Below are 22724 nucleotides of genomic sequence, written 5' to 3' on the forward strand. Positions count from 1 at the left end.
TCAAACGGGGCCGCCAAAACACCCAGGCCGCCCCGCAAAGGCGCGAGGGGGTTAGCCATGGGCCGCGGCCGGGCTAAGGCAAAGCAGACCAAGGTTGCACGCGAGCTCAAGTACAGCTCGCCAACCACTGACTTCGAGGAGCTGCAGCGAGAGCTCTCCGGAGGAGGCACACCCAGCTCGCACCGGAACGGCGTCCGAACGGACGAGCCAGAAAGCCGTTCCCGATGGGATGACGACGACTACGACGATTGGCGTCGCTGATAACTGAACGTTCGAAGGGGAGGCCGACGCATCGGCTTCCCCTTCCTTCGTGCGTAATGGGTTTCGGCCCAGCAAACGCTCACACCGCACCACATCGCGGTGACAGCCGTGCCCAGACCACGTTTGCAGGTCGGTAGGCGACATCCTCTGCCCAGGCACAGCTTCGGGCCGCCCCGGTGTGCCGGTGCGGCCCGAATGCGTCTGAAAGGCCCTCAGAAGCGCGGGTGGTCCCCCACCAGCACAGCGCGGCCCGAGGCCTCGTGCTTGTCGGGTTGCGGCTTGCCTGCAGCCTTCTTCACCGAACCGAGGGTCCAGCACTTGATGTGGCGCGCGGTGAGGATCGCGAGCGCGCGATCGACGTCCTCGGGCGCGACGATCGCGACCATGCCGACGCCCATGTTGAAGGTCTTCTCCATCTCGGCCCGGTCGACCCGGCCGCGCTGCGCGATCATCTTGAAGACCGGCGCGGGATTCCAAGTGCCGCGGTCGAGCTCGGCGACAAGGCCACGCGGCATCACACGGGCGAGATTGTTCGCGAGGCCACCGCCGGTCACGTGCGAGAACGTCCGCACGTCGGTCTCGGCGATGAGCGCGAGGCAGTCCTTGGCGTAGATCTTGGTCGGCTCGAGCAGTTCTTCGCCGAGCGTCCGGCCGAACTCCTCGACATGTGCGCTCAACGACATCCGATCGATCTCGAGCAGCACCTTGCGCGCGAGGCTGTAGCCGTTCGAGTGCAATCCCGACGAGCCCATCGCGATGACGACGTCGCCGGGACGCACCTTCTCGGGTCCGAGCACAAGCTCGGATTCGACGACGCCCACGCCCGTCGCTGAGAGGTCGTAATCACCGTCCGCCATCAAACCGGGGTGCTCGGCAGTTTCACCACCCAGAAGAGCGCAGCCGGCACGCACACAGCCGTCTGCAATGCCCGCGACCAACTGCGCCACACGTTCCGGGACAACTCTGCCGACGGCGATGTAGTCCTGCAGGAACAGCGGCTCGGCACCGCAGACAACCAGGTCGTCGACAACCATCGCGACGAGGTCGAGCCCGACGGTGTCGTGCTTGTCCATCGCCTGCGCGATAGCGATCTTGGTGCCCACGCCATCGGTCGAGGCGGCAAGCAGAGGTTCCCGATAGCCACTCTTGAGCGCGAACAGCCCCGCAAACCCGCCGAGCCCACCCCGGACCTCCGGGCGACTCGCGCGCTTGGCAAGGGGCGCGAACAGTTCGACTGCGCGATCGCCTGCCTCGATATCCACGCCCGCAGCTGCGTACGATGCGCCTGGACGGCGGTCGGTCGAGTCGTTCATTTTCGAGGGCGCTCCAACTTTGTTCGGCCTACGGATGCCAGCTCACGCTACCGGAGTCGAGCACACCGAAGTCCCTCAGCTCTTCGTCAAGGTCGTGAATCGGAGCTTGCCCGTCACGTCCAGCGTCTCCGGAACCCCTTGGACGTTCTGCTGCGCGACTGCGATGTGTTTGCTCGAAACCAGTGGTAGCACCGGGATATGGGTGCGAGCGAGCTCGTCTTGCAGCTGCCTGAGCTGCTCCGCGCGGCGCACGGGATCGAGCTCGGTCGATTCCTGCCGGATCAGATCGTCGACCACGGGACTGGCGAAGTGGTTCTGCAGGACGTTGAACTGACCGAACAGCGGGACTATGAACTCGTCGGGATCGGGCAGCACCGCCTCCCACCGATGTTCGTACTCGGGATATGCGTTCTGCACCCGGTCGCGGTCGTAAGTGTCCCAGGCCGCGGTCTTCAGGTTCACCGTGAAGAGACCCGTCGATTCGAGCTGCGCTTCGATCGCCTCGTACTCCGCGGTACTCGTCGGACCGTAGTGCTCGGGACAGTGCTCGATATCGAGAACTATCGGCGTCGGCACACCGGATTCGGCCGCGAATCGAGCGGCCGCTTCCTTGTTCGGCTTGTCGCCGTAGAGGTCCCGGAAAGGTTGAACGGCATCCGGAAAGCCCTCTGGCACAACCGAATAAGCCGGCGCGAAGGTGCCGTTGTAGATGGTTGCGACGAGTGCGTCGCGGTCGATCGACGACGCGATTGCCTTGCGCACGGCCCACTTCTGTTCCGGCGAACCACCGGGCATCGTGTCGAAGTTGAAGACCAGATAGTGCAACTCGTCGCCCGGCCCCTGGTGCACTACGAGTTCACTGTTGTCGCGCAAGGATTCGACGTCCGCAGGGCGATATGCGTCGAATCCGACGTCGATGGAACCGTCGTCGGTCGCGGTCGTCAACGATTCCGGGCTGCCGAAGTACCGCACCCGGATCTTGGGCGACTTCGCCTTTCCAAGCGCACCGTCGTAGTCGGGATTCGCCTCGAGCTCGACAACTTCGTCCTTCTGGAAGTTCGAAATCGTGTACGGCCCGGCGAACGGCTTGCCCGCAACGATCGCGTCGTCGTCGAGCAGTGTGTCGGGCGGAAAAATTTTCTCGTCGATGATCGGGCCGGCCTCCGAAGCAAGCACACGCGGAAACGTCTGATCGTTCGGCGTTCGGATCGTGAACGCGACGGTGCGCGGATCGACGACGTCGACATGGTCGAGTTGCGCGAGAAGTGTTGCGGGACCGTTCTTGTCGTTGATCTTCGCGATGCGGTCGAACGAGTACTTGACGCTCGCTGCGGTCAGCGGATTGCCGTTGGCGAACTCGAGCCCGTCCTTGACCACACAGGTGTAGACCGTGGGCTGGGTGAAGTCACAGCGCTCCGCGGCATCGGGACGCGGGAGCTGATCGCTGGGCGGATAATTCAGCAGGTACCGGTAGACCTGATTCATCACGGCCGACGAACCCTGATCCTGCGCAGCCGCAGGATCCAGCGCTTCGACCCGGTCTGCCGTACCGACGACGATTGCGCCATCCGAGTCGGCTCCGTCGTCCGAACTTCCGCCGCAGCCCGCTGCGACCAGCGCAGTGATTGCGATCGCAGTCACGACCTTCTTCTTGTGTCCGATGCGACGGCGTAGCGGGGACTTACTGCCAGGGAAAGAACCTTGCCGTGTCGACCCGTCCACACAAGCACCGTACTGCAACCCTCCAGGCGATATCGCAGTTCGCGACGGCCGCCCGACGAGCTTTCGGGGGGTGGCACGGATGGCCGAAACTTCACTCCCCCAGACGGCAGATATTCTGGCAATATCCTCGTCTGTGACCTACAACGATCAGCCTGAGTACAAGCCCAACGGCGGCCAGCAACCGCCGCAGTATGGGCAGCAGCCACCGCCGCAATACGGCCAGCAACCGCCGCAGTACGGCCAGCAGCCACCGCCGTACGGCCAGCCCGCATACGGTGCACCTTCGCCCTACGGCGCGCCGGACCCCACCGCGCCCTACGGTCGTCATCCCGTGACCGGTCAGCCGCTCTCGGACAAGCAGAAATTGGTTGCCGGCCTACTGCAGCTGTTCCTCGGCGGATTCGGTGCGGGTCGCTGGTACCTGGGCTACAACGGCGTCGCGATCGCCCAGCTCCTGACCTGCGGCGGACTCGGCGTCTGGGCACTGATCGACTGCATCCTGATCTTCATCGGCAAGGTTCCCGACCCACAGGGTCGGCCACTACGCGATTAGCGCGGTCGCGTCGGCGCGCTCAGGGCCTGCTGAGCGCGCTGACGGTGTCGTCTGCCGCACGCGCGGCCGACGAACCGAGGCCTTCGAGCAGGTTCTTGCCGATAGCTTCGGTCGGCAGCGCGATCGGGTAGTTGCCGTCGAAGCACGCCGAGCAGAGGCGCGAACGTGGCTGCTCGGTGGCTGCGATCATGCCGTCGATGGAGATGTAGCCGAGCGAGTCGGCACCGATCGACCGGCGCACACCTTCGAGCATGTCCTCGAAGTTATGCCCCTTCAGCGCGTCGGGTGTACCGGCGCCGTTGGCGATCAGTTCCGCCGGCGACGCGAAGTCGATTCCGTAGAAGCATGGCCACTTGACCGGCGGTGACGCTATGCGCACGTGGATCTCCAGCGCGCCGGCTTCGCGCAGCATCCTGATCAGCGCGCGCTGGGTATTGCCCCGGACGATGGAATCGTCGACGACGATGAGCCGCTTGCCGCGGATCACTTCACGTAACGGGTTGAGCTTCAAGCGAATTCCGAGTTGACGGATCGTCTGCGACGGCTGGATGAACGTGCGGCCGACGTACGCGTTCTTCATCAGGCCCTGGCCGTACGGGATTCCCGAACCCTGCGCGTATCCGACCGCGGCGGGCGTTCCCGATTCGGGAACCGGAATCACCAGGTCACCGTCGGCTGGATGTTCCTTGGCTAGGCGGCGGCCGATCTCGACACGGGCGCCGTGTACGGAACGGCCGGAAATCACGCTGTCGGGCCGGGCAAGGTAGACGTACTCGAACACACAGCCCTTGGGTTCGGGGCTCGCGAACCGCGACGACCGGACGCCGTCGGCGTCGATCGCGAGCAGTTCGCCAGGCTCGATTTCCCGGACGAACGATGCACCGACGATGTCCAGGGCTGCCGTCTCGCTCGCGACGACCCAGCCACGGTCTAGACGGCCGAGACACAAGGGGCGCACACCGTAGGGATCGCGCGCGGCGTAGAGCGTGCTCTCGTCCATGAAGGTGAGACAGAAGGCGCCGCGGACCGTCGGAAGCAGTTTGAGGGCCGCCTGCTCGATGGTCTGATCGGCAGCCGCATGTGCCAGTAGGGCGCCGATGACATCGGAATCAGAAGTCGCAGCCATCGCGCGGCGCTCGTTGATCAGGCCGGCTTCGCGAGCACGGCTCGCAAGTTCTGCAGTGTTGACGAGGTTGCCGTTGTGACCGAGCGCGAGGCCGGTGCCGACAGCGGTGGTACGGAAGACCGGCTGCGCGTTTTCCCAGCTCGTCGAACCGGTCGTGGAATAGCGGCAGTGGCCGATAGCGACGTGACCTGGCATTGCCTTGAGGGTCTGCTCGTCGAAAACCTGGCTGACCAGCCCGAGATCCTTGAACACCAGCACCTGGGAGCCGTCGGCGACTGCGATGCCCGCGGCTTCCTGCCCGCGGTGCTGCAATGCGTACAGCCCGTAGTACGTCAGTTTTGCGACATCTTCGCCCGGAGCCCAGACGCCGAATACCCCACACTCCTCGCGGGGCTCGTTCTCGTCTTGATCCAAACGATCTTCGGACCGGGCTGGACTGCTGACCGACTGCTCGGCTTTAGTCACGGTGCTCCCTTTGCGGCTGGGATAGGGGGGCGAGATCAGTCTACGGGTGATTTCTGCCGCTGCTAGCCCCATACCGGCGCGCAACCACCCTTACCTGCACGTTTCGTCGGCGAATGTCAGGCAAATCACTGTTGCTTCGGCGCGTCGTGAAAGCCGGAGGTTTCCGGAGCGAAACTGCTAGCGTCACCCGCGTGACGAGCAACGAGGGTGGCGCTGCCGAACCGGACCAGGTCGATGCCGTTTCGCCGACCGGGGAGTCGCCGGGACTGAAGCGACTACTCGGACATCCGCGCGTCTGGTTGCCACCGATCGTCGTGGTCACGCTGCTGATGTCGCTGCTCGCTGTCCTGTATCTCGACAGCATCCTGGACCCGCGCAAGAACCTGCACGATTTTCCCATCGCGCTCGTCAACCAGGACGAGGGCGAAGGGCAGAACAACTACGGCGACCAGATCGCCGAGAACCTCGTCGCACAGATTCCCAGCGACAAGATCGCGGTTCGCGAGGTCGGCATCGGGTCCGCGGAATCGATGCTCCGCAAGGGCGAGGTCTACGGCGCGATCATCATCCCGAGCGACTTCAGCAAGATCATGTCGAACCTCGCGATCGCGAGCGGGGCGAATGCGCCCGGCGACATCACGAAACCGCTGATCACCGTCAGGACCAACCCGCGCGCAGGACCGTTCGCGACGGGGATCGTGACCGCATTCTTCGACGAGGCCATGACGCAGGTGAACGCGAAAGTCGGCGAACAGCTGACGGCCGAGCTGCAGAAGGCGGTCGGCCCGGACGGCGAACTCCCGGCGGTCACCAAGTTGACAGTCTCCGAACCCGTAAACGTCCACACCGTCGCGTTCAATCCGCTTCCCGACGGCACCGGCAATGGGCTGTCGGCGTTCTATTACTCGCTGCTGCTGCTCCTGGCCGGTTTCACGGGCGCGATGATCGTGAGTTCGCTCGTGGACGCGCGGCTCGGCTTCGCCCCCGCCGAGTTCGGGCCGTGGTTCATGTTCAATCCGTCCGCACACGTCTCGCGATTCCACACCTTGCTGGTCAAGTGGGGAATCATGATCGTCGTCGGGATCGTCGTCTCGGCGATCTACGTCGGTATCTCGGCATTCCTGGACATGCCGATGTCCCGCGCACCCGCTCTGTTCGCGTTCGGGGCCTACGCCATCGCGGCCGTGGGAATCACGGCGGTTTCCGTGATGGCCGCGTTCGGCACCGCCGGCCTGCTGATCAACCTCGTGATCTTCATCGTCCTCGGCGTTCCGTCCTCCGGCGGCACCGTGCCGCTGGAAGGCCAACCGCCGTTCTTCGGTTGGCTCGCGAATTTCGAACCGCTGCACCAGGTCTTCGTCGGTGTGCGCGCGATTCTCTACTTCGACGCCCGGTACGACTCCGGGCTGCTGCACGGCTTCCTGATGACGACGTTCGGGCTCGGGTTCGGCCTTGTTCTCGGCGTAATCGCGACGAGGATCTACGACCGCAAGGGCTTCAAGCGCGGCGCGATCTAGATCCGGGCCAGCGGGAGCCAGCGCGCGACCTCGTGTGCGCGGCTCCCGGACGCGACAAGTGACCCGTTCTCGACCGCGGATTCGAAGTCGACGAGGCCGGTGACCAGGCGCAGCCACGTCCTTGGGTCAGTTTCGACGACGTTCGGCGGAGTCCCGCGGGTGTGGCGCGGACCCGTGATGCACTGGACCGCCACGAACGGCGGCACACGGACCTCCACCGAGGACCCCGGCGCATCTGCGGCGAGCAGCCGCGCGCTGGAACGCACTGCTGCAGCAATTTCGCTACGCCCCGGCGCGTCGCTGCTGTCGTCGCGCAGCCAGTCGGCGATCGCCGCGACGGCACGCTGAACGGTCGCGTGGTCGACGCGCGCACGGCCGGGCATCACACACCCCTTTCGCCGGAGACGGCACGCACAACAACCGCACCACCGACGTTGGTCGCAAGGTGGAGCAGCGCGGGTCCCGCAAGGTGGTTTCCGCGCCGGCGCAGCCAGTCGAACACAAGCCCGGCGGCAGCAGTCGCGGCAACCGTGCCGACGACGCTGTCGCCGGCGATCATGGCCGGCCGTATGTGCCACAGCCCGAAGGCGGTGGCTGCCAGTCCGCCGCCGACGGCGAGACCGAATGCGTCTTCCAGGACGGGACTCACCGTGCCCCTGAAGATCAACTCCTCGGCCAACACGGTGCCGACCGGTATGCGGACGAGAATCCACTCGAGAAACTCGGCGGTCGTCGTATCGTCGGTGCGCTCGGCTAGCCGCGTTCGAGCGCTTGGCAGCGCCGCCGCGACCACGAACCCGCCGATCGGGACCGCTGCGGCAGCCGCGCCGACCAGCAGACCCTCGCGGGCCACCCAGCGGACCGGTTCACTACGACCGGCCAACCGCCGAACCGCGTACGCGAAGCCCGTAGCGAAAGCAACATTCGCCGCGACGCGTGCCCGCCCTGATCCGATGGACGGCAGCGCCCACGTACTCCACGCGACGGCCCCGGCCGCCGCGGCAACGGCGACGCCTTGTCGCCGCCTCACTTCGCCTCGCGCTCGTAATCGTCGAGCGCATCGAGGACCGGGCGGATGCGTTCAGAATCCTGGGCGGTCCAGCCAGGAGGCGGGAGCAGCGCCGCCCAGGCATCGAGCACCAACGTGCCGTAACGGTGCCCGTGACCGGTCCGCACCGAGGTCGCGTTGGTCAGGTCGGCGGCGACCTGCCAGAACGTGACGACCGGACGCCACGTCATCTCCGGCGACACGTCATCACCGCGGGTCTCTTCGAGCCAGTCCGGACGGGAGAACAGGAGGTCCGGCGACCACCACACGATCGGATCGGACGGGTGCTGCAAGTAGGCGATCCGTGGCGCAAGCCAGGCTCGTGGCGGTTGGGCCAGATCGCCGGAATCTCCGGCGAAGCGGACGACAAGGCCGTCCGCGTAGACCGGCTCGACCTCGGGTGATCCGGGATCGCGACGCGAAACGAACTGCCGCCAAATGCGATTCGAGTTCGGTGGACCGACCCACAGCGCACCGTCGACCTTCGCCCGGATATCGGCGATCCCGTCGAACGCGGACTCCGACCCTTGCGAGCCGAGACTCTCGCCATAGACGAGAAGTTTCGGCCGTTCGTTCATGGGCCGTGCCGACAATCGCTCGTAGACCTTGTCGAAGAGCAGCTTGCCCGCCTCGGCGACCTTCGTGCTGTCGGCGAGAAAGGACAGCACGCTGGGCAGATACGAGTATTGCGTCGCGACGATCGCCGTGTCGCCGTGGTACATCATCTCGATTGCGTTCGCCGCGGTGGAGTTGACCCAGCCCGTGCCGGTGGTCGTCACGACGACGAGAACGCTGCGGTCGAAAGCGCCGGTTCGGTCGAGTTCGGAAACTGCGAGATCGGCCTGGGCCTCGGGGCTGTCGGCCGACTCGAGGCCCGTGTACACGCGAATCGGCTCTTCGGAGACCCTACCGGTGACGAGCCCGATCGTGTTGGCGTCCAACCCCTGTGAGACGAACCAGCGCCCTTCCGAGCCGAGCGTCTTCCACGGCACCAACGACGCCGGACTGCCCGACCGCTCCGGCAGAGTCGGCTGGATCGCCGCCGGTGAGGTCTGGTCGTTGCGCACGCTGAACGCCGAGTTCGCCACGGCAAAAAGCGCTTTCGCCAGCACGCCGTTGAACAACGTGACGGTGAGAAACGCGATCAGGAAGATGCCCACTGCCGGCGCCAGGGTCCGCGGTATGCGCACCCACCGATTGAGTTGCCGTGCAACCCATCTCACCAATGCGCGCAGGGAACGGAAGACCGCGACGACAGCTGCCGCAACCAGCAGGCTGAGCCCACCCGTCCGCAGGTACGCCGACGTGGACGTACCGGCCATGTCCATCAGCGTGGTCAGCTGCCGTTGCCACTGCGCCGCAAGGATCAGCATGTACCCGGCGCCGCCGACGACCGTCAACAGCACGGCGATTTTGACCGTGCTCGTCACCCAGTCCGGCGGTTGCGAGATCTGGATCCTGGGCACGGCAAACTTGCGGAACAACCACTCCAGCACGCAACCCGCGCCGTAGCCCATCGCCGCATTGATGCCGCTGATCAAGCCTTGAAACATCCAGTCGCGCGGCAACAAGGACGGCGTGACCGACCACGCGAAAAACAATCCCGCGACGACCAAGCCGACGTAGTTGAGGTCGACGACGCGCTCGATCCTGCGAATCAGCAACCGCGCCCGGACAATACGCGAGTCCCGGACACGTTTCGGCGCCGTCGCGCCGGTACCTGATCGAGTCACGACATCACCTGTGGGTCTCGGTCAGGGCGTGAACGCACCGAACAGTGCGGGAAGCGTGCCCTCGAAGGTCGACCGCAACTCCGCCAGCGGAACGTCGAACAGACCCTGAACCTCAACCGAATCCGAGCCCTGGTCGACCACTCCGATTCGGAACCAAGGCAATCCACGCGCAGTGCACATCTTCTGGAAGCGCGTCTCCTCGGTGCGCGGAACTGCGACGAGGATCCGGCCGGACGACTCGGAGAACAGCGCGACGAACGGGTCGGCGTCCTCGGGAAGCAGTATGCGGCAACCGGTTTCGCCAGCCAACGCCGCTTCGACGACTGCCTGCGCAAGGCCACCTTCGGACAGGTCGTGCGCCGCAGTGATCATGCCGTCCCGCGAGCCCGCGAGCAGCACCTCGGAAAGCAACTGTTCACGCGCGAAGTCGACCTTCGGCGGCACGCCGCCGAGGTGGTCGTGGACGACCTGGGTCCAGATCGATCCGCCGAACTCGTCATGAGTGTCGCCGAGCAGGATCAGCGTCTCCCCCGGCTCATGCCCGATGCCGGTCGGGATGCGCCGGTGCACGTCGTCGATGACGCCGAGGACACCGACGACCGGCGTCGGCAGGATCGGCGTAGTTCCGGTCTGGTTGTAGAAGCTCACGTTGCCGCCGGTGACCGGAATCCCAAGCGCCACACAGCCATCCGCGAGGCCGCGGACCGCCTGCTGGAACTGCCACATCACTTCGGGATTCTCGGGGGATCCGAAGTTCAAGCAGTTCGTCACCGCTTTCGGCGTTGCACCCGTCGTGACGACGTTGCGATACGCCTCGGCAAGGGCAAGCTGAGCGCCGGTATAGGGGTCGAGGCGGGTGTAGCGGCCGGATGCATCGGTCGCGAGCGCAATGCCGCGCCCCGTCTTTTCGTCGATGCGGATCACGCCGGCGTCGGCATGCTCGGCGAGCACCGTGTTGCCACGGACATAGCGGTCGTACTGCTCGACGATCCAGCGACGACTGCACAACTGCGGGCTCGCGAGCATCTGCAGCAAGGTCGCACGCAGTTCCGCACCCGATGCGGGGCGTGCCAGGTTGTCAGGGGTCGCCGCGATCAGCGCATCCTGGTCGGCGGGCCGCTGAATCGGCCGCTCGTACACCGGACCTTCGTGCGCAACGGTGCGCGGCGGCACGTCGACGACCGTCTCGTCGTGCCACGTGACGACCAGCCGCTCACCGTCGGTGACCTCACCGATCACCGTGGCGAGCACATCCCACTTCTTGCAGACCGCCATGAAGGCATCGACGTTCTCGGGTGCGACGACGGCGCACATGCGCTCCTGCGACTCGCTCGACAGCACCTCGGCAGGTGTCATTCCGGTCGCCCGCATGGGCACCTTGTCGAGCTCGATTCGCATACCGCCGTCACCGGCCGCAGCCAATTCCGAAGTGGCGCAAGACAACCCCGCACCGCCGAGATCCTGGATGCCGATCACGATACCGGCGTGATAAAGCTCGAGACAGCACTCGATGAGCACCTTCTCCGTGAACGGGTCGCCGACCTGAACCGCAGGCAGCTTCTTGCGCCCGCCGCCGGTCTCGTCGCCCTCGAACGTCTCGGACGCAAGCACCGAAACCCCGCCGATGCCGTCGAGACCGGTCCGCGCACCGAACAGAATGATCTTGTTGCCGGCACCGGAAGCAAAGGCGAGATGGAGATCCTCGGTTCGCATGACGCCTGCACACAGCGCGTTGACCAACGGATTGCCCGCATACGACGGATCGAAGACGGTCTCACCGCCGACGTTCGGCAGGCCGAGCGAGTTGCCGTAGCCGCCGACTCCGCGGACCACGCCGTCGACGACGCGACGAGTGTCAGGCGCATCGGCAGCGCCGAAGCGCAACTGGTCCATGACCGCGATCGGCCGGGCACCCATCGCCATGATGTCGCGGACGATGCCGCCGACACCGGTCGCCGCACCCTGGTAGGGCTCGACGTAGGAGGGGTGGTTGTGGCTCTCGACCTTGAACGTGACGGCCCAGCCGTCACCGACATCCACGACGCCCGCGTTCTCGCCGATGCCCGCGAGCATCGACGAGCGCATCTCCTCGGTGGTCGTTTCACCGAAGTAGCGCAGGTGCACCTTGGACGACTTGTAGGAGCAGTGCTCGCTCCACATGACCGAATACATCGCTAGTTCGGCATCGGTCGGACGGCGGCCGAGGATCTCCTTGATCCTGGCGTACTCGTCCTCTTTGAGCCCCAGTTCCTTGTACGGCTGAGCTGCATCGGGCGTTTCCGCGGCTGCGCTGACGGTATCGACGTGCGTGGACACGAAGTGTTGTTCCTTTCGCTGCGGCGAGAAGCCTCGGTCAGAGTCTAACCGGGGCCACCGTCACGACCGGCGCCGCTACTGCAGCGCCTCCACGCGCTTGACCTGCTCCTCGACCAATGCCAGGAACTCGTCCCTGTATTCGACGTCGTTTCCGGACTTACGGCCGGCGGGGATCGTGCCCGGCTTGAATTCGGTGAGAGCTGCCGAAACGCCGTAGTCGCCGACCTTCGCGAAGATGACGAGACCGACCGAATAGACCTTTTGGCCCGATGCCGTGACCTCGAGCAACTGGACGCGGGACGCCGACTCCACGCCGTCGATCTCGAACTCGAACGGCCGGTACCTCAGGTCGCCCTCCAGGTCGCCCGTTACCGCGGCAGAGCTGCAAGTTTCCAGCTCGTCCTCGATCTCGGAGACGCCGTAGTCGACACCGGCGAGGTCGACGACGGTGAAGGCCATGTTGACGTTCTCATCGTCGTTCTCGACGTCGATCTCGTTGCGGGGTGCGGTCCGCGCGTCGTCGGCGGAGGGAATGTCTTCACACGACGCCGGATCGGTCGAGACGTCCGCGGAATCGCCGTCCGAAGCGTCGAGTTCGAAACCTGCAGGAAAGTCGTCGAGACTCAAGATCGGCAGATCCATGCCCTCAGCGGCCGGTTCGCCCTCGACGGTGGTCCCGCAGGCGGCGAGCATGGCTCCGGCCCCGACGATGACGGCCGCCAGTGAAAGTCGCTTCGACACGTGTAGTCCCCCGAACATTCGTCTGTCCCCGATAGTTCGACGAGTCTATCTACCCGGTGCCCTTGGCCCGGTCGACCTGGAGATTCACGAGGTCCCAGAACTCCTTCGTGAACGGAATCCCTTCTCCGGCTGCTCGATCCGCGGGGATCGGACCAGCCGCAGTCTCGTTCAGCGCACCGTGGATCACGTAATCGCCGACCGTTGCGTACACGATGTAGCCCGCGAGGTATGCCTGGTCCGTACCTGAGGTCACATCGATCGCAACCTGCCTGGCAACCCCGTCCGCACCGGACAACGAGAGGTCGTGCGGGGTCAGTGTGACCTTGCCCGTACCTTCGGCGTCGGTCAGCGTCATCGTGCTGCATCGATCCAGGGTCTGCGTGAACTCGTCGAGGCTGAACGCGCCGGGTTTGAACTCGCCGACCGTGAACTCGACGGTCACCTTGTCGTCGTCACTCTGCATCTTGATCGACTCCGACTGGGCGTCGAGCTTCTCGACCTCGTCGTTCACCGCAGCGCACTCCGCCGGATCGGCCGTCGGAACCGGCTCGTTGTCCGCGCCCTCGTTCGGCACGACCTTCAGCTCGCTGGGGAAGTCGGTGACAACGAGGATCGGCAGTTCGCCTGCCTCGGCGGTCGTCTGTGGACCGGAGCTGAGGTCGTCGTCGCCGCAGCCGGACAGCAGCGCTCCAGCGACGAAAACTACGGCGGCCAGCAACGCAGGGCGAACGGTCATAGTGCACCTCGAGTCGAACGGGCTACGAAGTGGGACCGGATCAGGCTAACAGGACGAAGTGCCCGGCCAACCGCTTTTGCGCGCCATAGGATTCCACCTACTCGGGTGCGAGGAAAGCCGACAGCGCAGCCGCGTAGGCACCGACATCGTCGGCACCCATCAGTTCACGCGCCGAATGCATCGCCAGCTGCGCTGCGCCGACGTCGACCGTCGCCACCCCGGTCCGGGCAGCGGTGATCGGCCCGATCGTCGACCCGCACGGCAGGTCCGCGCGATGTACGTAGCGCTGCAACGGAACTCCCGCACTGTCACAGGCCAGCGCGAACGCGGCCGCGCCCGCAGCGTCGGTTGCGTACCGCAGGTTCTGGTTGACCTTGAGCACCGGGCCCCCGTTGATCGCAATCCTGTGCGCGGGTTCGTGCCGATCCGGATAGTTCGGGTGCGTCGCGTGCGCCATGTCGCCGGACGCACAGATCGATCCAGCCATCGCGCGGAGAAAGTCTTCGCGGGTTCCTCCGCGCACCAACACGATTCGCTCGAGCACGGTTGCCAGCAGATCCGACTGCGCACCGCGATCGGAGCCGCTGCCGACCTCCTCGTGGTCGAACAACGCGAGCACGGGGATTCGCGAACCCGGATCGGCCGCGGCGGCCAGCAGGGCAACGGTTCCGGCGTAGCAGGTGCCCTGGTTGTCCAGTCGCGGCGCGCTGACGAGGTCGGCGTCCACACCGATCAGCTGACTCGGTGCGAGGTCGTGCGTCATCAGTTCCCAACCGAGCACGTCGGTGTGCTGAACTCCCGCGACCGCAGCCAGATACGACATCAGCGACGGCGCCGATCCCGTACCCCACACGGCGTTCACGTGCCGTTGCGGATCGAGCTCGACCCCCTTGCGGTCCGCGCTCAGATGAATTGCCAGCTGCGGCACGCGCAGTATCGGCTCGTCGACCCGGATCAGTTTCTGCTGCACCGAGTTTCCGGCCCGTACGCTCAATCGGCCAGAAAGGCCCAGGTCACGGTCGAGCCACGAGTTCAGCCATGCCCCGCCGTACGGCTCGAGTCCGACCAGCTGCCAACCCGCCGACTTCAGGTCGGGATGCTGTTTCACCCGGAGGTTGGGGCTATCGGTATGGCCACCGACGATCCGGAACGGCGCGGCGGGATCGACACCCTCGGTGCTCCAAGCGACGAGCGATCCGCCGCGGACGACGAAGTACCTACCGGGACCCTGCGGCCACGAATCGATCTCCGCGAGTTCGGTGAACCCGTATGTGGTCAGCCGCTTCGCGACAGTCACGCACACGTGGAACGGCGACGGCGACGCGTCGATGAAGCTGCACAGGCCCGGTGCGGTCGCGAGTGTCATGGCTCGATCCTAGAAGCGGCGCGCGGGAAGTACCCGATTGCACTCGAGTATTCGTACTCATTCCTTTTCGACCCGCGCTCGGCACACTTTCCTCCATGACCGAACCCAACTCGAAGGCAAGAAACACCACCGCCTTCTACATCCAGTCCGTGATCGCCTTCGGCGTAAGCCTTTTCGGCACGCTCGCCGGGATCTACTACCTGCCGCTCGACCCGTGGCCCAAAGGCTTCCTCGTCATGTCGATGTTGTTTCTGGTGACGAGTTCATTCACGCTCGCCAAGGTGGTCCGCGACCAGCAGGAGGAAGCGATGCTGAAAGAGGCCCGCATGCAGCGGTTGCTCTCCGAGCACGAGCCGTTCAGTCACGCCGGTTGAGAGTCCGGCGCAAGGCATAACCGGTCGCGACCGTGACGAGCAGGCCGCCGCCACCCGCGACGACGAAAGTCGTTCGTGCATCGGTCAACTGGAGTAGGACTCCGCCGAGGAGGTAGGAGATGCCGGCCGCAACGCCGACCAGGCCGTAGAGCGTCCCGAACACTCTGCCGAGGACGTTCTGTGGCACGGTCCGCTGCAGGTAGGTGTTGAGCGCGACATCGAGCGCGCTCAGCCCCAGCCCGCGAACGACCTGAATGAGCAGCGCCGCAACGACTGCCGATGCGAGTCCGGTCAGCAGGTTGCCCAGACTGCTCACGGCGAACCCGATGACGAGCAGCGGCAGCATCGCGAACCGCGAACCGTATCTGGCCAGTAACGGGTAGCCGACCGCGAGACCGATGCCGACGCCCGCATACAACGCCGCGGCCGCCGCGTCGCTGGCAGCGAGGGTGTCCTTTGCCAAGAAGACCAGCGCAACGTCGTCGACCCCGCTGAACACGACGACTGCGAAGAATCCGAGCGCGATCACCCGGACGGTCGGCGTTGCCCACAGGTATCCGAAACCGGCGCGGGTTGCGGCGACGATGCCGGGGTGTTCGCCGTCTGCACCGGGTGCAAGCCCCGGCAATGGCACCAGGATGAACGCTGCCGCCGCGTACGTCATGGCGGTGACGGCGAGAACCCCCTGCACCCCGAGCAGCGGGAACAGGGCCGCCGCGACGAGCGGTCCGGCGGCCTCGAGCCCATAGGTGCCTGCACCCAGCGTCGAGTTCGCCGATTCGACGTCTTCGTCGTCGACGAGCAGCGGCACCGCACTGCGCGACGCGGGCAAATAGATCTGCGCGGCGAAACGCCTGATCGCGACGAGAACAAGCAGCGGAACCAGACCGGGCAAGGTCAGCGCGACGATGGCCGTCAACGCGGCTTGAGACACTTCGCAGCAGATCAGCACGCGGCGCAGATCGAATCGGTCGGCAATCGCGCCCGCGACCGGACCGAACAGGCCCGGCACGAAGTCGATCGCAAGAAGGAGCATGGCCGCGCCCAGCGCGGCACCGCCGCGACCTTCGAGGTACACCAGCAGAGCAACGAGCCCCAGCGATTCGCCGAGGTAGGAGACGGACCGCGAGGTCCAGAGGAAGCGGAACGACGCGTTGCGGCGAAGCAGCGAGCCCGAACGACCCGCGGTCACGATGTCAGGCGGATACCAGCGAGTCGAGCACGGAGTAGATGATGCCGAGGCCGTCGTCGCTCGGGCCGGTCAGCGCCTCGGTTGCGTGTTCGGGGTGCGGCATCAGGCCGACGACGCGACCGTTCGCCGACGCAATGCCGGCGATACCGCGCTGCGAACCGTTCGGATTGTCACCCGCGTAGCGGAACACGACGCGGCCTTCACCTTCGAGTTCGTCGAGCACCCGGGCCGACGCCTGGAAACGTCCTTCACCGGATTTCAGCGGCACCAGAATCTCCGCACCCTGCTCGTAACGCGAGGTCCACGAGGTCGAATTCGATTCGACGCGCAACCACTCGTCGCGGCAGATGAAGTGCAGGCCGTCGTTGCGAGTCAACGCACCGGGCAGCAACCCCGCTTCGCACAAAACCTGGAAACCGTTGCAGATGCCGAGAACGGGTAGCCCGGCGCTGGCCGCGGCGATCACCTCGCCCATCACCGGCGCAAAACGCGCGATGGCACCTGCGCGCAGGTAGTCACCGTAGGAGAAGCCACCGGGCACGATCACCGCGTCGACACTCTTGAGGTCGGCGTCGCCGTGCCACAGGCTAACGGCCTCGGCACCCGCCAGACGGACGGCACGAGCTGCATCGACGTCATCGAGCGTGCCGGGAAACGTGATGACTCCGATGCGCGGAGCCGAGGTGCCGGTCATGCGAGGCGCGTCACTTTCCAGTCCTCGATGACCGTGTTGCAGAGCAGCGATTCGGCGATCTTCTCGAGCTCGGCGTCGTCGACGTCGTCGGCGACTTCGAGCTCGAAGCGCTTGCCCTGACGTACGCCGGAGATGCCTTGGAAGCCCAGGCGCGGCAGCGCCCCCACGATGGCCTGCCCCTGCGGGTCCAGGATCTCAGCCTTCGGCATGACATCGACCACGACACGAACCACCTGTTGCTCCTAGCGTTCGATGTTGCTGCGTTTGGTGTATTGCGTTTGGTGTTACTGCAATATGCGTTGGCAGCTTACCGGCCACTCGGTGCATCGTTCGAGCGCATACTGGGAACCATGCGATTGAGTCACTTCCGCCACTCGTGTGTCCTCGTCGAGGTGAACGGTTCGAAGTTGCTGTTCGATCCTGGCAACTTCTCACATGGCTTCGAGGGGATCGAGGGCCTCGACGCGATCCTGATCACACATCAGCACCCGGATCACGCGGACCCGAACCGGCTGCCGGCACTAGTCGACGCCAATCCCGGGGCAAAGCTGTTCGCCGACCCGCAAACGGCCGAGCAACTCGGCGCACCGTGGACGGCTGTGCGCGCGGGCGACGTCGTCCATGTCGGCAACGTGCGAATCGCGGGAGCCGGCGGCCGCCACGCGGTCATTCACCCGGATATCCCGATCATCGACAACACGGCATACCTGATCGGCACCGAGGACGAACCCGCGCAGCTCATGCATCCCGGCGATTCACTCTTCGTGCCCGACGTACCTGTCGACGTGCTCGCGCTACCCGCGGCGGCGCCGTGGATGAAGATCAGCGAAACGATCGACTACTTGCGGGCGGTCAAGCCCCGGTTCGCCTTTCCGATTCATCAGGAAGTGATCTCGGACAGCGGCCGCGGCATCTACTACGCGCGCTTACGTGAGATGGCCGATCCCGCGACCGATTTCCAAACGCTGCCGGAAGAGGAGTCGCTGGAGGTCGGTCGCTAGGCGGCTCTGGCCGCGGCCTGCGGCAGCCAGCGGTAGACCTCCGAGGCCACACCATGGTGCAGGGCGAGGTCGATCGCGTCCAGCATCGCCTGCCGCGGGCCTGAGCGGTCGAGCTGCTTGGCAGAGACGGCCAGTCGCAAGGTGCCACCGCGGCGGGCAATCCTGCCCGAGCCCATGACAAGAGCACGGCACCACCATGGTTCGGCCCGGAAGCCGCCACCGATTCCGTACACCCGCGAGCGCTGCGACGTACCGCGTTCCAGGTCGTACACCGCGGTCAGACCCGCAGCCAACCGGAAGCCGACAGTCGGCAGAGCCGCAAGCGCACCGTCCGAGGCAGTCCACTGCGGTGCGGCGAAAAGCCTTGTGCGCAGACCGGTTTGCTCCATGACGCGGTCCGCTGCCATCAACCGCAAGCGCGCTTCGTGCTGCGGGAGCGTTGCGAACTCGGCGCGGCGACGGCGCGTGGCCGCGACGTCGTAGCCGTTCAGGACGATCGCATCGCCGCCATCCCGCCTGGCGCGCAACCACTCCTGCGTCTCGTCGTCGCGCACGAGCCGGTACTTGTCACTCATCCGCGGTGCAACCAAAAGAGACAGCCGCACCCCGCGACCGTCCATCGCGTCGGCAAACTCCGCCGCCGCGTCCAGCGTTGCGTTCCTGATCCCCGAGATCGACACGATCAGTTCACCGTTCATAGGTATCACGGTCGCAGGTCAAGGTGTACTTGCCGTGAACACAAGCCTGTGCGCGGTTGGAGAGTCCATGGACTCTCCAACCGCGCACGAGGTTTGATTCGCTATACGCCCGCCAGTTCCTTCTTCGGTTCCGGCTTCGCGTCGTCTTCGGGGAGATGGTCGTCGACCATCGTCTCCTCGTCGAACGGAAGCTTGCCGGAGAGAACCGCGTTCACCTGTACCTTGTCGATCGTCTTGGTCCAGGTGCCGACCAGCATTGTCGCGACTGCGTTTCCGGAGAAGTTGGTGACCGCGCGGGCCTCCGACATGAACCGGTCGATTCCGACGATCAATCCGACACCGTCGAGCAGTTCGGGCCGGTGGCTCTGCAGACCGCCTGCGAGCGTTGCCAGTCCGGCGCCGCTGACGCCTGCCGCGCCCTTCGAAGCAACGATCATGAAGAGCAGCAGACCGAGCTGCTCGGAGATCGCCAGGGGCTGACCCATTGCGTCGGCGATGAAGATCGAGGCCATCGTGAGGTAGATCGCCGTGCCGTCGAGGTTGAACGAGTAGCCGGTGGGCACAACCACGCCGACCGTCGTGCGCTGCACACCCAGGTGCTCCATCTTCGCGATCAAGCGGGGCAGAGCCGACTCGGAAGACGAGGTGGCGACGATGAGCAGGTACTCCCGAGCGAGGTAGCGGACCAGTTTGAAGATGGAAACACCGGACACGAAGCGCAGGATCGAGCCGAGGACGACGAAGACGAAGATTGCGCAAGTGACGTAGAAGGCGAGCATCAGCGTGCCGAGTTGGACGACCGCGTTGAGGCCGGTCTGGCCGACCACGTTCGCGATGGCACCGAAGGCGCCGATCGGGGCGAGCCACAGGATCATCGAGAGAATCCGGAAGACCAGCTTCTGGATGGAACCGATACCGCGCAGGATCGGCTCACCGGTCTTGCCGAGCGCCTGCAGTCCGAAGCCCACGAGCAGCGCGACAAAGAGGGTTTGCAGCACACTGCCGTCGGTCAGCGCCGACACCAGCGAGGTCGGGATGATGCCCTGGAAGAACTCCATCGTCCCGCCGGCCGCGTGCGCCTTCTCGGCGAACTGCGCCCCGGCACCGGCGTTGGCCTCGATGTCGAGCCCACTGCCAGGCTCGAGCAGATTACCGACGACCAGGCCGATACCGAGTGCGGCCGTTGACATTGCGATGAAGTAGCCGAGTGCAAGCCCGCCGACCTTACCGACGCTCGCTGCGGCTTTCACCGATCCGATGCCGAGCACGATCGTGCAGAAGATCACCGGGCTGATCATCATCTTGATCAGGCTGATGAACAGGGTGCCGAGTATGCCGAGCGACTTGCCCGTGTCCGGCGCAAGCCAGCCGACGAGAACGCCCGCGAATACGGCGACGATGACTGCCATGTAGAGCCAGTGGGTCTTGTCGCGCTTCTTGGGTGGGATCTTCGTATCTGTCCGGTTGCTCATCGCCGTGTCCTCTCGGGGGAACTTCTCGAAGTGAGGTCCATCACTCCGCCTCATGAAGAATGTTGGCGTGTGGACGTGACCTCAGTCACGATTGCGTTCATTACGTTCACCGGACGAGCGAACACAAGGAGGCAGGGTGGCCGCGGCAAAGGTGTCGGTAGCGCGCCAGGTGTTGATCCTGCAGTTGGTCGTGCTTGCCGTTGTCGTCGCCGCCGGCACGGTGCTGGCCGTGCTCGATGCCCGCCGCGACAGCGACGACGCGACGCGCCAGGAGGTCGTCGGTGTCGCCGTCAGCCTCGCGGCGGCGCCGTCGACCGCCGCTGCCCTACGCGCCCCCGACCCGACCAGCCTGCTGCAGCCCCGCACGGAACGCATCCGGCTCGAGACGGGGCTCGACTTCATAGTCGTGATGGCACCGGACCGAACCCGATTCACGCACGCGAATACCGATCAGATCGGGAAACAGTTCAGCGGCAACATCGATCGAGCGCTGGCAGGCGAAACGTTCACCGAGACTTACACCGGCACCCTCGGCCCGTCGATCCGCTCCGTCACGCCGGTGTACGACGACGACGGAACGATCATCGGACTGGTGTCTGCGGGGGTCACGCGCGCGCAGATCGGCGAGCAGGTCGCACACGGCCTGCCGGCGATTCTCGGTGTCGCGCTGATCGGCCTGGCACTCGCGGCGATCGGCTCGGTGCTGTTGAGCCGCCGCCTCCGCCGCCAAACCCTCGGCATGGCCCCGGCCGAACTGCGCACAATGTACGAGCATCACGACGCGGTCCTCCATTCGATCCGGGAAGGGCTCGTTGTTTTCGGCTCGTCGGACAACGCCGACGTCGTCAACGACGAAGCTCGCCGCTTGCTCGACCTCCCGAGCAGCGGTGTGGTCACCCTCGCCGATCTACCAGAGTCCATGCGGCCCAGCTCGGAGTCGACGCGTTCTGAATTGACACTGCGCGACGAAATGCATGTCACCCCGTCCAGGGTGCTGGTCGTCAATCGGCACCCGGTCGAATGGGAGGGCCGCCGGATCGGAACGGTCCTCACTATTCGTGACCACACCGAATTGCAAAGCGTGATGGGCGAACTCGACTCGGTCCGTGGGTTCGCCGAATCACTGCGATCACAGGCGCACGAGTCGGCGAACCGGCTGCACACGGTGATCACGATGGTCGAACTCGGCCGGTACGACGAGGCCGTACAGTTCGCGACCGCGGAATTGCAACTGTCCCAGCACCTCATCGACCGACTGCTGGCGTCGGTGCACGAACCCGCCATTGCCGCTTTACTTCTCGGGAAGGTCGGGCAGGCCGCCGAGCGTGGCGTCGAACTGACCGTCAGCGAAGACACGGCCGCCGACAGTCTCGCTCCGCTCACGACGCACGAAGCTGTCACGCTGATCGGAAATCTCGTCGACAACGCCGTCGATGTCGCTCTGCAAACCGACGATGCCTGGGTGGAAGTGACTGTCCAACAGGACACTTCACGACTCGTCGTACGAGTGGCAGACAGTGGACCCGGAATGTCCGCCGTCGAGTTCGAACGCGCGACCGGCCGCGGATACTCGACGAAAGACAGCCATCACGGCCTCGGACTCGCATTGATCAGCCAACTCGTCGCCCGCCACGGCGGCGAGATAGCGACCGAGCGACAGCCGTGCGCCGCAATCGTCGTCACCATTCCGAGCGAGCGCCGATGATTCGCGTACTGATCGTCGAAGACGAGAAACTGATCGCCGACGCGCATCGCAGCTACGTCGGCAGGATCGACGGTTTCACCGTCGCTGCCGTCGCGCACACCGGTCGGGATGCGATTCGCGCCGCGACGGCCGCCGCCGCCAGTGGCGCGCCGATCGACCTGGTGCTGCTCGATATAGGCCTACCGGATGCAAACGGGCTCGACATCGCGCTGGCACTCGGAAACATCCGGCCGAGTCCGGACGTCATTGCGATCACCTCGGCGCGCGACCTCGCCGTGGTGCGGTCGGCAGTCGCGCACGGCGTGGTGCTGTACCTGCTGAAGCCGTTCACGTTCGCCGCGTTCCGCGACAAACTCGAGCGATACGTCGAGTATCGAAATGCGTTGCCGGCAGGCGAATCCGCGGTGAGTCAACGCGACATCGACCGGGCGATGGGTGTCCTGCGCGCACCCGAGGAGCGCACGGCATCGCCCAAGGGAATCTCGCCGCAGACCCTCGACGAGATCGCGCGGTCGCTACGTGCCGCCGACGGGCCGCTCGGCGCCGCGGAAGTCGGTGCGGCTATTGGCGTTTCACGCGTCACTGCCTGGCGCTACCTCGAGAAGCTGGCGGACGACGGGCTGGTCACCCGCGCGACCGAGTACGGTCGCGCGGGTAGGCCGCAGGTCAGGTACGAGTGGCGCTGAGCGGG

The 22724-nt window shown here is 65.4% G+C and carries 22 protein-coding genes; 7 read left to right on the top strand and 15 right to left on the bottom strand.

What is annotated here, in order from left to right; translation table 11 throughout:
- Window positions 1–57 precede the first annotated feature (57 nt).
- Window positions 58–261: a DUF3073 domain-containing protein gene (locus tag JGU72_RS07755; protein ID WP_199683052.1), complete on the top strand. Its 204-nt coding sequence runs from the start codon at window positions 58–60 to the stop codon at window positions 259–261.
- Between the two features lie 212 nt (window positions 262–473).
- Here the strand turns inward: JGU72_RS07755 and purM are convergent, their stop codons facing one another.
- A complete protein-coding gene (gene purM, locus JGU72_RS07760; RefSeq protein ID WP_199683053.1) occupies window positions 474–1574 on the bottom strand; it encodes a phosphoribosylformylglycinamidine cyclo-ligase in 1101 nt (366 codons plus the stop codon).
- Window positions 1575–1649: 75 nt separating this feature from the next.
- Complete coding sequence (locus JGU72_RS07765) at window positions 1650–3215, bottom strand: ABC transporter substrate-binding protein (RefSeq protein WP_307828339.1); 1566 nt, start codon at window positions 3213–3215, stop codon at window positions 1650–1652.
- Window positions 3216–3375: 160 nt separating this feature from the next.
- Here JGU72_RS07765 and JGU72_RS31230 point away from each other — a divergent pair, with 160 nt between their 5' ends.
- Entirely contained in the window at window positions 3376–3849 is a 474-nt protein-coding gene (locus tag JGU72_RS31230; protein WP_199683054.1) for a TM2 domain-containing protein, read from the top strand.
- 19 nt (window positions 3850–3868) lie between these two features.
- Here JGU72_RS31230 and purF read toward each other — a convergent pair whose 3' ends face one another.
- On the bottom strand, window positions 3869–5440 hold the full coding sequence (purF, locus tag JGU72_RS07775) for an amidophosphoribosyltransferase (protein WP_199683055.1): 1572 nt from the start codon (window positions 5438–5440) through the stop codon (window positions 3869–3871).
- A gap of 191 nt (window positions 5441–5631) precedes the next feature.
- On the opposite strand from purF, the gene JGU72_RS07780 reads away from it, so the two are divergent.
- A complete protein-coding gene (locus JGU72_RS07780; protein WP_307828340.1) occupies window positions 5632–6957 on the top strand; it encodes a YhgE/Pip domain-containing protein in 1326 nt (441 codons plus the stop codon).
- On the opposite strand, the gene JGU72_RS07785 is transcribed toward JGU72_RS07780, so the two are convergent.
- The 7 genes from JGU72_RS07785 to JGU72_RS07815 form a co-directional block, all read right to left on the bottom strand.
- Window positions 6954–7340 (bottom strand): sterol carrier family protein, encoded by a 387-nt coding sequence (locus tag JGU72_RS07785; protein WP_199683057.1) that lies wholly within the window; start codon window positions 7338–7340, stop codon window positions 6954–6956. The two genes, JGU72_RS07780 and JGU72_RS07785, sit on opposite strands and share 4 nt — an antisense overlap.
- The gene (locus JGU72_RS07790; protein WP_199683058.1) at window positions 7340–7987 is read right to left on the bottom strand and encodes a CPBP family intramembrane glutamic endopeptidase; all 648 of its coding nucleotides are present in this window, start codon (window positions 7985–7987) and stop codon (window positions 7340–7342) included. Before JGU72_RS07790 ends, JGU72_RS07785 begins: the two co-directional genes overlap by 1 nt.
- Complete coding sequence (locus JGU72_RS07795; RefSeq protein WP_199683059.1) at window positions 7984–9738, bottom strand: alpha/beta hydrolase; 1755 nt, start codon at window positions 9736–9738, stop codon at window positions 7984–7986. The genes JGU72_RS07790 and JGU72_RS07795 overlap by 4 nt, the downstream gene beginning before the upstream one ends.
- 21 nt (window positions 9739–9759) lie before the next feature.
- Window positions 9760–12054 carry a phosphoribosylformylglycinamidine synthase subunit PurL gene (purL, locus tag JGU72_RS07800; protein ID WP_199683060.1) on the bottom strand — a complete coding sequence of 765 codons (2295 nt, stop codon included), beginning with the start codon at window positions 12052–12054 and terminating at the stop codon, window positions 9760–9762.
- 75 nt (window positions 12055–12129) lie between these two features.
- Window positions 12130–12795: a hypothetical protein gene (locus JGU72_RS07805; RefSeq protein ID WP_199683061.1), complete on the bottom strand. Its 666-nt coding sequence runs from the start codon at window positions 12793–12795 to the stop codon at window positions 12130–12132.
- 49 nt (window positions 12796–12844) lie between these two features.
- A complete protein-coding gene (locus tag JGU72_RS07810) occupies window positions 12845–13531 on the bottom strand; it encodes a hypothetical protein (RefSeq protein ID WP_199683062.1) in 687 nt (228 codons plus the stop codon).
- Between the two features lie 97 nt (window positions 13532–13628).
- Window positions 13629–14897: a M18 family aminopeptidase gene (locus tag JGU72_RS07815; protein WP_199683063.1), complete on the bottom strand. Its 1269-nt coding sequence runs from the start codon at window positions 14895–14897 to the stop codon at window positions 13629–13631.
- Window positions 14898–14992: 95 nt separating this feature from the next.
- Between JGU72_RS07815 and JGU72_RS07820 the strand changes: the two genes are divergently transcribed.
- Window positions 14993–15271 carry a YiaA/YiaB family inner membrane protein gene (locus JGU72_RS07820; RefSeq protein WP_199683064.1) on the top strand — a complete coding sequence of 93 codons (279 nt, stop codon included), beginning with the start codon at window positions 14993–14995 and terminating at the stop codon, window positions 15269–15271.
- On the opposite strand, the gene JGU72_RS07825 is transcribed toward JGU72_RS07820, so the two are convergent.
- From JGU72_RS07825 to purS, 3 genes are read right to left on the bottom strand one after another with little or no spacing between them, the layout of a single operon-like run.
- Window positions 15255–16463 (bottom strand): MFS transporter, encoded by a 1209-nt coding sequence (locus JGU72_RS07825; protein ID WP_199683065.1) that lies wholly within the window; start codon window positions 16461–16463, stop codon window positions 15255–15257. The two genes, JGU72_RS07820 and JGU72_RS07825, sit on opposite strands and share 17 nt — an antisense overlap.
- Before the next feature lie 4 nt (window positions 16464–16467).
- The gene (gene purQ, locus JGU72_RS07830) at window positions 16468–17157 is read right to left on the bottom strand and encodes a phosphoribosylformylglycinamidine synthase subunit PurQ (protein WP_199683066.1); all 690 of its coding nucleotides are present in this window, start codon (window positions 17155–17157) and stop codon (window positions 16468–16470) included.
- On the bottom strand, window positions 17154–17390 hold the full coding sequence (gene purS, locus JGU72_RS07835; RefSeq protein WP_199683067.1) for a phosphoribosylformylglycinamidine synthase subunit PurS: 237 nt from the start codon (window positions 17388–17390) through the stop codon (window positions 17154–17156). Before purS ends, purQ begins: the two co-directional genes overlap by 4 nt.
- A 117-nt stretch (window positions 17391–17507) precedes the next feature.
- Between purS and JGU72_RS07840 the strand changes: the two genes are divergently transcribed.
- Window positions 17508–18158 carry an MBL fold metallo-hydrolase gene (locus JGU72_RS07840; protein WP_199683068.1) on the top strand — a complete coding sequence of 217 codons (651 nt, stop codon included), beginning with the start codon at window positions 17508–17510 and terminating at the stop codon, window positions 18156–18158.
- Here the strand turns inward: JGU72_RS07840 and JGU72_RS07845 are convergent.
- Both JGU72_RS07845 and JGU72_RS07850 read right to left on the bottom strand, forming a co-directional pair.
- Entirely contained in the window at window positions 18155–18856 is a 702-nt protein-coding gene (locus JGU72_RS07845; RefSeq protein WP_199683069.1) for a DUF2334 domain-containing protein, read from the bottom strand. The genes JGU72_RS07840 and JGU72_RS07845 overlap by 4 nt on opposite strands.
- 101 nt (window positions 18857–18957) lie before the next feature.
- Complete coding sequence (locus JGU72_RS07850; RefSeq protein ID WP_199683070.1) at window positions 18958–20328, bottom strand: cation:dicarboxylate symporter family transporter; 1371 nt, start codon at window positions 20326–20328, stop codon at window positions 18958–18960.
- A 151-nt stretch (window positions 20329–20479) separates the two neighbouring features.
- Between JGU72_RS07850 and JGU72_RS07855 the strand changes: the two genes are divergently transcribed.
- Both JGU72_RS07855 and JGU72_RS07860 read left to right on the top strand, forming a co-directional pair.
- Window positions 20480–22033 carry a sensor histidine kinase gene (locus JGU72_RS07855; RefSeq protein WP_199683281.1) on the top strand — a complete coding sequence of 518 codons (1554 nt, stop codon included), beginning with the start codon at window positions 20480–20482 and terminating at the stop codon, window positions 22031–22033.
- Window positions 22030–22719, top strand: a complete 690-nt coding sequence (locus JGU72_RS07860; RefSeq protein ID WP_199683071.1) for a response regulator — start codon at window positions 22030–22032, stop codon at window positions 22717–22719. The genes JGU72_RS07855 and JGU72_RS07860 overlap by 4 nt, the downstream gene beginning before the upstream one ends.
- The last annotated feature ends 5 nt before the right edge of the window (window positions 22720–22724 follow it).

Source organism: Antrihabitans auranticaus, assembly GCF_016481275.1.
In the GTDB taxonomy this organism is placed as follows: Bacteria; Actinomycetota; Actinomycetes; order Mycobacteriales; family Mycobacteriaceae; genus Antrihabitans.